The sequence below is a fragment of the Dehalococcoidia bacterium genome (assembly GCA_035574915.1).
Classification (GTDB): domain Bacteria; phylum Chloroflexota; class Dehalococcoidia; order DSTF01; family WHTK01; genus DATLYJ01.
Genome location: DATLYJ010000028.1, coordinates 1 through 8,151 on the forward strand (window position 1 = coordinate 1; position 8,151 = coordinate 8,151).

Below are 8,151 nucleotides of genomic sequence, written 5' to 3' on the forward strand. Positions count from 1 at the left end.
AAGTATAATCGAAATGCATCCTCGCGCTGAGCGTGATGCCTGGGAGTAATCTCGATGGAGCTGTATCAACTCGAGACCTTTCTGGCCGTAGCACGCGAGCAGAGCTTCACGCGCGCCGGCGAGATCCTCGGCCTTACGCAGCCTGCCGTCACACGCCAGATTGCCGCCCTCGAGCGCGACCTCGGCGTCGAACTCATCGAGCGGCGCGGACGGAGCTTCGGGCTGACGGCCGCAGGCCGGGTCGTCGAAGAGCAGGCGGCCCAGGTGCTTGCGGCGGCGCACCAGTTGCGCTCGCGGGTACAGTCGATGTCGAGCCCGAAGCACGGCGAGGTCTCGGTCGCCTGCGTGACGACGGTGGGGCTGCACACGCTGCCGTCGCTTGTCGCCGAGTTCGCGTCGCGTTACCCGGACGTGCGGGTCCGAGTCTGGTCCGGGCGCATGGATGGCGTCATCGACCGCCTCCTCGATGGCCGCGCCGACGTCGGGTTGGTGAGCGCGCCGGTGTCACACCCCCACGTCCTCACGCTACCCCTCTTCGACGACCCCGTGATCGCGGTCGCGACGCCCGAGTTCGCCGAGAAGCTGCCGCGGCCGCTGCCGGTCGAGACGTTGGGCGAGCTCGACCTCATCCTCTTCGAATCGCCTTCGCGCTTCCGTTCGCTGGTGGACGCGGCCTTGCAGAACGCGGGCGTACTGCCCCGGATTGCCATGGAGCTGGACTCGCACGAGGCGGTGCGCCAGGCGGTGCTGCTCGGACGCGGGCTGGCCCTCGTACCCCAGCAGGCGGTGCCGGACGACCTTGCGTCCGGGCGCCTGGTACGCATCGAGGTGCGGGGCCTCGACCCCATAGTCCGGCGGACGTGCCTGATCCTGAGGCGCGGCGACAATCTGGAGCTGCCGCCGATCCGCAACTTCGTCTGGCTGACGCTCGCGCGCTATGCCTCCGGCGTCTGGCGGCGCGAGGTCATCCCGGCGTAGGCAAGGCGGCCCGCCGAGGGCGCATCAGCAAGGCCCGCGCGACATCGGCAGACGCTCCAGTGGGCGCTAGTGCCGACCTGGCGCGGGGCCTCGCTCCAGCGGACGGGCCGGCACTTCTTTCTGCTCCGGCGCGGCCCGGGCGGGCCTCAGGCTGCGGTCCAGACGCCAGTGCGCCAGTCGAGCCCCTCGGTGCCGGCGCGGCGATTGAATTCGTCGCCGAGCTTCTCGCTGCTGGCGTGAAAGGCGTCGTGGGAGTCCCACTCCTGCACCAGCAGCAGCGTCGCGGCATCGCTTTCCATCCGGTAGACCCTGTTGGCGCGCAGGCCCGGCGCCGGCTGGCTCTCCATCCACTGCAGCGCCGACTGGAACTTCACCCAGTCGACCGGCCCGACCTCCATCGTCACGAGAACTGGCATGACAGGCCTCCCTTCAGCCGAACTCGCGCAGTCTAGCCTGCCCTCGCTCCGCCGTCGACCACGATAGTCTGGCCCGTGACGAGATCCGCGCCGGCGATCAGTGACAGGATGACCTGCGCGATGTCCTCCGGCGTCGTCACGGCTTTGAGCACGGCGTTCTGGGCCGCACGCTCCTTGGCGACGTCGTAGTTCGCGCCGATGCCCGCCCTCAGCCAGCGTCCATCGATGAACCCGGGCGCGACGCAGTTCACGCGGATCTCCGGCCCGAGCACGCGCGCCGTGGTCAGCGTCAGGTTCACGATGCCCGCCTTCGAGGCGGCATAGGCGATGCTGCTGCCGCCGCCGCGTACCCCCGCCACGGACGACACGTTCACGATCGCGCCCTGGCCGCGCGCCTTCATGTGCGGCGCGACGGCGCGCGTGCAGAAGAAGGTGCCCTTCAGGTTCACCGCCAGCGTCCGGTCCCAGATCTCCTCGGTGAGCCCCTCGAGGTCGGCATGATTCACGAAGGTCGTGGTGCCGGCGTTGTTCACGAGGATGTCCACGCCGCCGAGTTCGTCGACCGTCTGCTGCACCATGCGCCGCACGGCGGCGTCGTCCGAGACGTCGCAGCGGACCAGCAGCGCGGGCACGCCCCGCGCCTTCACGTCCGCGAAAGTCTCCCGGGCCTCCTGCTCTGACCGCGTGTAGTTCACTACCACGCCGCAGCCGCGCTCCGCGAGCTGCAGCGCCGTCGCCCGCCCGACTCCCGTGGCCGAGCCCGTGACAATCGCGACCTTGCCGTTAACGTCCATCGATTAGCTTCCCTCTAGCTGCTGCCCAGGCGGCTCCTGAGTAGCTCATACTGCTCGCGATGCTCCGATATGAACCAGTCCGCGAGCAAGGGCAAAATTCCGCCTGCCGGTCGAGGGGCAACTCGAAGAAGTTGCCCGGTACGCGTCCGAGGCAACGCTCTGAACCGCATTTGCAGTCCCACGCCTTCCCGCCTGAAAGGTTCACGCTGTAGGAGTTTGTCAGTTCCTCGCCGCGGCGGACAGCCCGGAGGGCGATGATGGTCGCCGGCCCTCCATGGAACGCGAGATATGTGTTCGGATCACACGAGTGGTTCATGTAACGGTCGGGCGGCGGTAAGAGTACCTGGCGCCCATTCTCGACCCAGTCGCAGTGCCTCTCGTACTCGCCCAACTCTTTGCGAAGGGGATTCTGATCCGTCACCTCGCGCGACTCGTCCCGCACGAAGATGACCTCTCCGGCTTCGAAGTCCCGCGCCGCGAAGATTCCGTGCCGTGGATCCGTGATCGGCCGGTGTACACGCGCCCCAGCCAGCGCTCGTCGCCCACGCCTCAGTACTCCCGCGTCGGCGCCGCGTCCGCGAGGATTGCCTCCAGCCGGCGGCGTACGCCCTCCTCCGACCCCGGGTGCGTGAGGATGTAGAAGCGCTCGTCCTGAATTGCGCGCCAGACCTTGTCCGCCACCTCTGAGGGCTCCATCGTTGCGGCGCGCTGCGACCACATCTCGTCTGACCGCGCCGCCCACTCCGGCGACGGCGCCTCAGCGCCCTCGCGGAAAGCCTCCGGCCGGTTGCGCGCCGCGGACGTGATGCGCGTCCGCACGCCGCCAGGGCAGAGCACGGAGACCTTCACCTTCGACTCCATCTGCCGCAGCTGGTGGTAAAGGCCCTCGCTCAGCCGTACGACGGCGTGCTTCGAGGCGCCATAGATGGGCAGCGCGGCGCCGGAGGTGAGGCCGGCGATCGAGGCGGTGTTGACGATGTGCGCGTCCTGGTTGCGCGCGACCATGTCCGGCACGAAGGCGCGGATGCCGTGCACGACTCCCCAGAAGTTCACCGCGAAGGTCCAGTGCCAGTCCTTCATCGAAAGCTCCCAGACGCGGCGCGGGTTCTGCATGCCGAGGTCGCTCTCGGCCACGACGCCGGCGTTGTTGCAGAGTATGTGCACGGCGCCGAACTCCCTTCGCACCTCGTCCGCGAGCCCTTGCACGGAGTCCTCGTTCGACACGTCCGTCCACACCGGCAGCACGCGCTGCTCCCGCTGCCTGAACTCGGCCGCGGCCGCGTTCAGGGCCTCACGCTCGAAGTCGGCGAGCACGACGGCCATCCCCTCTTGCGCGAAGCGCTCGGCCATCGCCTTGCCGATGCCGCTGGCGCCGCCCGTCACCACGGCAACCTTGTCCCTGAAGTCGCGCATAGAGCCACCTCCGCGTGCCGCACTATAGGCGAATCGCCAGCGGATTGGGAGCCGATAGGCCGGCGCGCTGGACAAGCCGGGGGCGCGAACGGGATGGTGGCCGGCGGACGAGCCCAGGCCCTTCGCCCTCCCCCGCTCCTAAGCGCGGCCCGGAATTACTCGGCGGCTGCGTCGGCTACAATTTGGGCGGCATGGCCGGCGAACTCAAGGGCGTAGTGCTGAGCGGCGGGAAGGCGACACGCCTACGGCCGTTCTCCTACACGGGCGCGAAGCAACTCGTGCCCATCGCCAACAAGCCGATCCTGTTCTACGCCATCGAGAACCTGGTCGAGGCCGGCGTCCGGGACATCGCCGTAATCATCGGCGACACGGGGCCGCAGGTGCGTGAGGCCCTCGGCGACGGCTCGCGCTTCGGCGCCCGCATCACCTTCATCGAGCAGGACGCGCCCCGCGGCATCGCCCACGGCGTCAAGATCGCCGAGGAGTTCGTGGGCGGTAGCCCGTTCATCGTGTTCCTGGGCGACAACTTCCTGCGCGGCGGCATCGTCCGCTACGTGAACGCTTTCCGCGACTCCCACGCCGATGCCCAGATACTGCTGAAGGCGGTCGACAACCCCAGTGGCGTCGGCGTCGCCGTGCTCGACGAAATCGGACGCCCGGTGCGGCTGGTCGAGAAGCCCCAGCACTTCGTGTCCGACCTCGCAATCATGGGCATCTACATGTTCAACGGCCGTTTCTTTGAGGCAGTCAGGCAGGTCCAGCCTTCCGCCCGCGGCGAGCTCGAGATCACCGACACCATCCAGAAGCTGATCGACCTCGGCGCCGACGTCCGCGCCGAGGTCGTGCATGACCGCTGGATCGACACCGGCAAGTTCGACGACCTCCTTGCCGCCAACCGCCTCGTCCTCGAGGACCTCGAACCGTCCACGGCGGACGACGCCGACATCGAGGGCTCGACTCTGCACGGGCGTGTCGTCTTGCAGCGGGGCGCGCGCGTCGTGAATAGCGTCATCCACGGGCCCGCGATCATCGGCGAGAACACCCAGATCGTCGACAGCTACGTGGGCCCCTACACCTCCATCTACCACGACTGCCACCTGCATAACACCGAGATCGAGTGCAGCGTCGTCCTCGAGCGCTCCCGCATCGAGAGCCCCGGCAACCGCATCCACGAGAGCCTCATCGGCCGCGACGTCGAGCTTTCGGGCGAGGCGACGAAGCCCCGCGCGCTGCGGCTGGTGCTAGGCGACCACTCGAAGGTAAAGGTGCCGTAGGGCAGGCGCCGGGCTTCAGGTGCCGGGCCTGCTGTGTGCGCCGGCGCGGGAGGACGGGCGGCTTGCCGACCAGCTCCCTCCGCCTGTCCGGGCCGGAATGGAAGCGGCGGCCTCCTGTCGCCGTCATCGGCCCGGCAAGAGACAGCGCCTCTTGCCCCAGTGGAGCCCTCCCGCTGACACTTATGTCCGGATGAAGACCATCCTCGTCACCGGCGGCGCCGGCTTCATCGGCTCGAACTTCGTGCGCTGGCTCCTGCGCCACCACGACTACAGCGTCATCAACTTCGACAAGCTGACCTATGCTGGCAACCTCGACAACCTGCTGGACGTGCGGGACGACCCCCGCTACCGCTTCGTGCGGGGCGACATCTGCGACGCGGCGGCGGTCGAGGCCGCGATGGCCGAGGCGGATGCGGTCGTGAACTTCGCCGCGGAGACGCACGTCGACCGCTCGCTCATGGACCCGGGCGCCTTCATCCAGACGGACGTCTACGGGGTCTTCGTCCTGTTGGAGGCGGCCCGCAAGCGCGGCGTCGAGCGCTTCCTGCACATCTCGACAGACGAGGTCTACGGCCCGCGCTTCCCCGAGAACCCGGGGCGGGAGTCGGACGCCCTGACGCCGGCGAACCCTTACGCCGCGAGCAAGGCCGGCGGCGAGATGATGTGCTTCGCCTATCACAGGACCTACGGCCTGCCAGTGCTGGTCACGCGCAGCCGGAACAACATCGGGCCGTACCAGCACCCGGAGAAGGCGGTGCCGCTCTTCGTCACGAACGCGCTGGACGACCAGCCGCTGCCGGTGTACGGCGAGGGCCTGCAAGTCCGCGACCGCCTCTACGTCGAAGACAACTGCGAGGCGATCGACCTGGTGTTGCACCATGGCGCGGTCGGCGAGGCCTACAACATCGGCGCTGACAACGAGCGGCCGAACATCGAGGTGGTCGAAGCGATCCTGTCGATGCTCGAGAAGCCGCGCTCGCTGATCCGCTTCGTCGAGGACCGCCAGGGCCACGACGCGCGCTACTGTATCGATACGGCTAAAATACGTTCCCTCGGCTGGCAACCGAGGCACGACTTCGAGGCGGCGCTCGGCAAGACCGTCGCCTGGTATCGCGAGAACCGCTGGTGGTGGGAAAAGGTGAAGTCGGGAGACTATGCTGCTTACTACCAGCGCCAGTACGGCGAACGCCTATCCCGAGCAAGGGCTGCCCAGTAACTGGGGCCTGCACGAGGCGTTCGACCCCTTCCCCATGGCCACGCCTACCGTCGCGATAGTCCTGGTGAACTACAACGGGGCGGCGTTCATCGACGAATTCGCGTCGTCGCTGGCGCGCGTCGCTTATCCGGAGCAGCGCCTCTTTATCATCGACAACGCCTCGACCGACGGCTCCCGGGAGAAGCTGCCGCGGCTGTTCCCGCAGGCCTGCATCGTCAACAACGAGACGAACGTCGGCCTGGCGCCGGCGCTGAACCAGGCGCTGCAACGCTGCCTCGATGGGCGCACGAACTACGTCCTCCTCCTGAACACCGACACCACGCACGCGCCCGACTTCCTCGACAAGCTCGTCGCGGCGGCTAACGACCGCACGATCGTGGTGCCGAAGGTCCTCTCGTATTACGACCACGGCCGCATCAACACGCACGCCGGCGGCTTCGACTGGACGCGCGGCACCTTTCGCGGCACCTACGACGGCCGGCCCGACGGCCCCTGGACTGCAGCCCGGCGCGAGATAGAGACGGCGAGCTTCTGCTGCATGCTGATCCCCGCCACCGTCTTCCACGACGTAGGGGGCATGGACGAGCGGCTGGCGATGTACTACGAGGACACGGACTTCGCGGCCCGCGCCCGGGCCATGGGCTACCGCCTGTTGTTCGAGCCCTCGGCCGTCGTCTACCACCGCGAGGGCGGTTCCGGGGGCGGCAAGGAGTCGCCGTTCAAGCACTACTACGCCACCCGCAACCGGCCTTATCTGGTGAAGAAACACTCCGGCCGCCTGCGCTACGCTGCCTTCACCGCCTACTTCCTCACGACACGCATCGCGCGCATGGCGCTCTACGCCCTGCGCGGCAATCTCCCCCTCCTCCGCGCCCAGTGGCTCGCCCTCCGCGATTACTACGGCGGGCGCATGGGCATGACGTACACGCCCGCGGAGCTCTCGAAGGTAGTGGGGGCGTAGTCCGCGCCATGGCCCGCGGCCTTGACGCGATCCGCGCCGTTGGTCCGGACTCCTGGGACGAACTCGCGGCGCTGCTGGCAGACGCGCCCGGAGGCTGCTGGTGCATGTGGCCGCGCCTGCCCCTCGGAACCATGAGTGAGCGCACCGCGGGGCAGAACCGCGAGGACGCCAGGCGCATAGTGAGAAGCGGCGAGCCGGCGGGGTTGCTGGCCTATCGGGACGGCAAAGCCATCGGGTGGCTCGCTCTCGCGCCGCGATCGCACTTCGGCCGGCTATCGCCCGCCGCGTCGTCGACCTGGGTGATCGCCTGCGTCTACCTGGCGCCGCAGGCCCGTGGCGCCGGCGTCCTTACGGGACTCCTCGCGGGCGCGATCGCCCACGCACGCTCCGCGGGCGCAACCTTCCTGGAGGCGATACCGCGAGGCTGGCGGACAGATGGCGGCCGGCCGGCGATGGCCTCGCTCCGGGGAGCGCTTCTATCCGCCGGTTTCGAGGAGGTAGACCCGGTAGCGCTGGGTGTCTTGTTCCGGCGAACCATCTGACGCTCCCACGCTGCGGCCTGAAGGCCGACGTGCCATTAGTCGACGTCCGGCCGGCCTCTGACCACCGACACCATCACCAGACTCCGCGCCTATTCGGACTTGAAGCCGGTGAGGGTGTGGCTGCCGTCACAGAAGGGCTTGTTGGCGGACTGGCCGCAGCGGCAGAGAGCGGCGCGCGTCGCCTCGCGGACCGAGCCGTCAGGGCGCGTGATCTGGAGACGGCCGCGCAGGTAGAGAGGCCCATTCGGCTGCGGTTCGACGACGGTGACGTCGGGCACCGGCTCCTCGGGGCCGCCATCGAGGCGGCGGTAGCTCAGCGCGCCGGTGGGGCAGGCGCTCACGACCCAGGCGATCTCGTCGGCTGGGGCTTTGTCCGGCTTCACCCAGGGCGCCGTACGGGGCTGAAAGACGTCCGGCAGGTTGCGCCAGCAGAAGGAGGCGTGGATGCAGTACTCCGGCTGCCAGATGACCTCGATGCTCTCGCCGCGGTAGACCCGCTGGACACCCTCTCGCTTTCGCTCTTCCACAGGTCGTTCCATCGCGCCCTCCCCGGCTGA

General features: G+C 68.5%; 9 protein-coding genes. 5 read left to right on the plus strand and 4 right to left on the minus strand.

Annotation, left to right across the window (positions count from 1 at the left end; all coding sequences use genetic code 11):
* Positions 1 to 54: 54 nt before the first annotated feature.
* Complete coding sequence (locus VNN10_02440; GenBank protein ID HXH20859.1) at positions 55 to 978, plus strand: LysR family transcriptional regulator; 924 nt, start codon at positions 55 to 57, stop codon at positions 976 to 978.
* A 146-nt stretch (positions 979 to 1,124) separates the two neighbouring features.
* Here the strand turns inward: VNN10_02440 and VNN10_02445 are convergent, their stop codons facing one another.
* From VNN10_02445 to VNN10_02455, 3 genes are all read right to left on the minus strand, one after another.
* Positions 1,125 to 1,394 carry a hypothetical protein gene (locus VNN10_02445; protein ID HXH20860.1) on the minus strand — a complete coding sequence of 90 codons (270 nt, stop codon included), beginning with the start codon at positions 1,392 to 1,394 and terminating at the stop codon, positions 1,125 to 1,127.
* 32 nt (positions 1,395 to 1,426) lie between these two features.
* A complete protein-coding gene (locus VNN10_02450) occupies positions 1,427 to 2,188 on the minus strand; it encodes an SDR family oxidoreductase (protein ID HXH20861.1) in 762 nt (253 codons plus the stop codon).
* 549 nt (positions 2,189 to 2,737) lie between these two features.
* Complete coding sequence (locus VNN10_02455; protein HXH20862.1) at positions 2,738 to 3,601, minus strand: SDR family NAD(P)-dependent oxidoreductase; 864 nt, start codon at positions 3,599 to 3,601, stop codon at positions 2,738 to 2,740.
* A 191-nt stretch (positions 3,602 to 3,792) separates the two neighbouring features.
* Here VNN10_02455 and VNN10_02460 point away from each other — a divergent pair, with 191 nt between their 5' ends.
* The 4 genes from VNN10_02460 to VNN10_02475 all read left to right on the plus strand — a co-directional run bounded on the left by VNN10_02460 (position 3,793) and on the right by VNN10_02475 (position 7,594).
* On the plus strand, positions 3,793 to 4,875 hold the full coding sequence (locus VNN10_02460) for a glucose-1-phosphate thymidylyltransferase (GenBank protein HXH20863.1): 1,083 nt from the start codon (positions 3,793 to 3,795) through the stop codon (positions 4,873 to 4,875).
* 190 nt (positions 4,876 to 5,065) lie between these two features.
* On the plus strand, positions 5,066 to 6,091 hold the full coding sequence (gene rfbB, locus VNN10_02465; protein HXH20864.1) for a dTDP-glucose 4,6-dehydratase: 1,026 nt from the start codon (positions 5,066 to 5,068) through the stop codon (positions 6,089 to 6,091).
* The gene (locus VNN10_02470; GenBank protein HXH20865.1) at positions 6,030 to 7,052 is read left to right on the plus strand and encodes a glycosyltransferase family 2 protein; all 1,023 of its coding nucleotides are present in this window, start codon (positions 6,030 to 6,032) and stop codon (positions 7,050 to 7,052) included. Before rfbB ends, VNN10_02470 begins: the two co-directional genes overlap by 62 nt.
* A gap of 8 nt (positions 7,053 to 7,060) precedes the next feature.
* Positions 7,061 to 7,594, plus strand: coding sequence for a GNAT family N-acetyltransferase (locus VNN10_02475; protein ID HXH20866.1), 534 nt, complete (start codon positions 7,061 to 7,063; stop codon positions 7,592 to 7,594).
* Between the two features lie 89 nt (positions 7,595 to 7,683).
* Here VNN10_02475 and VNN10_02480 read toward each other — a convergent pair.
* Positions 7,684 to 8,151: (4Fe-4S)-binding protein (locus VNN10_02480; protein HXH20867.1), on the minus strand; the 468-nt coding region annotated here is incomplete at its 5' end.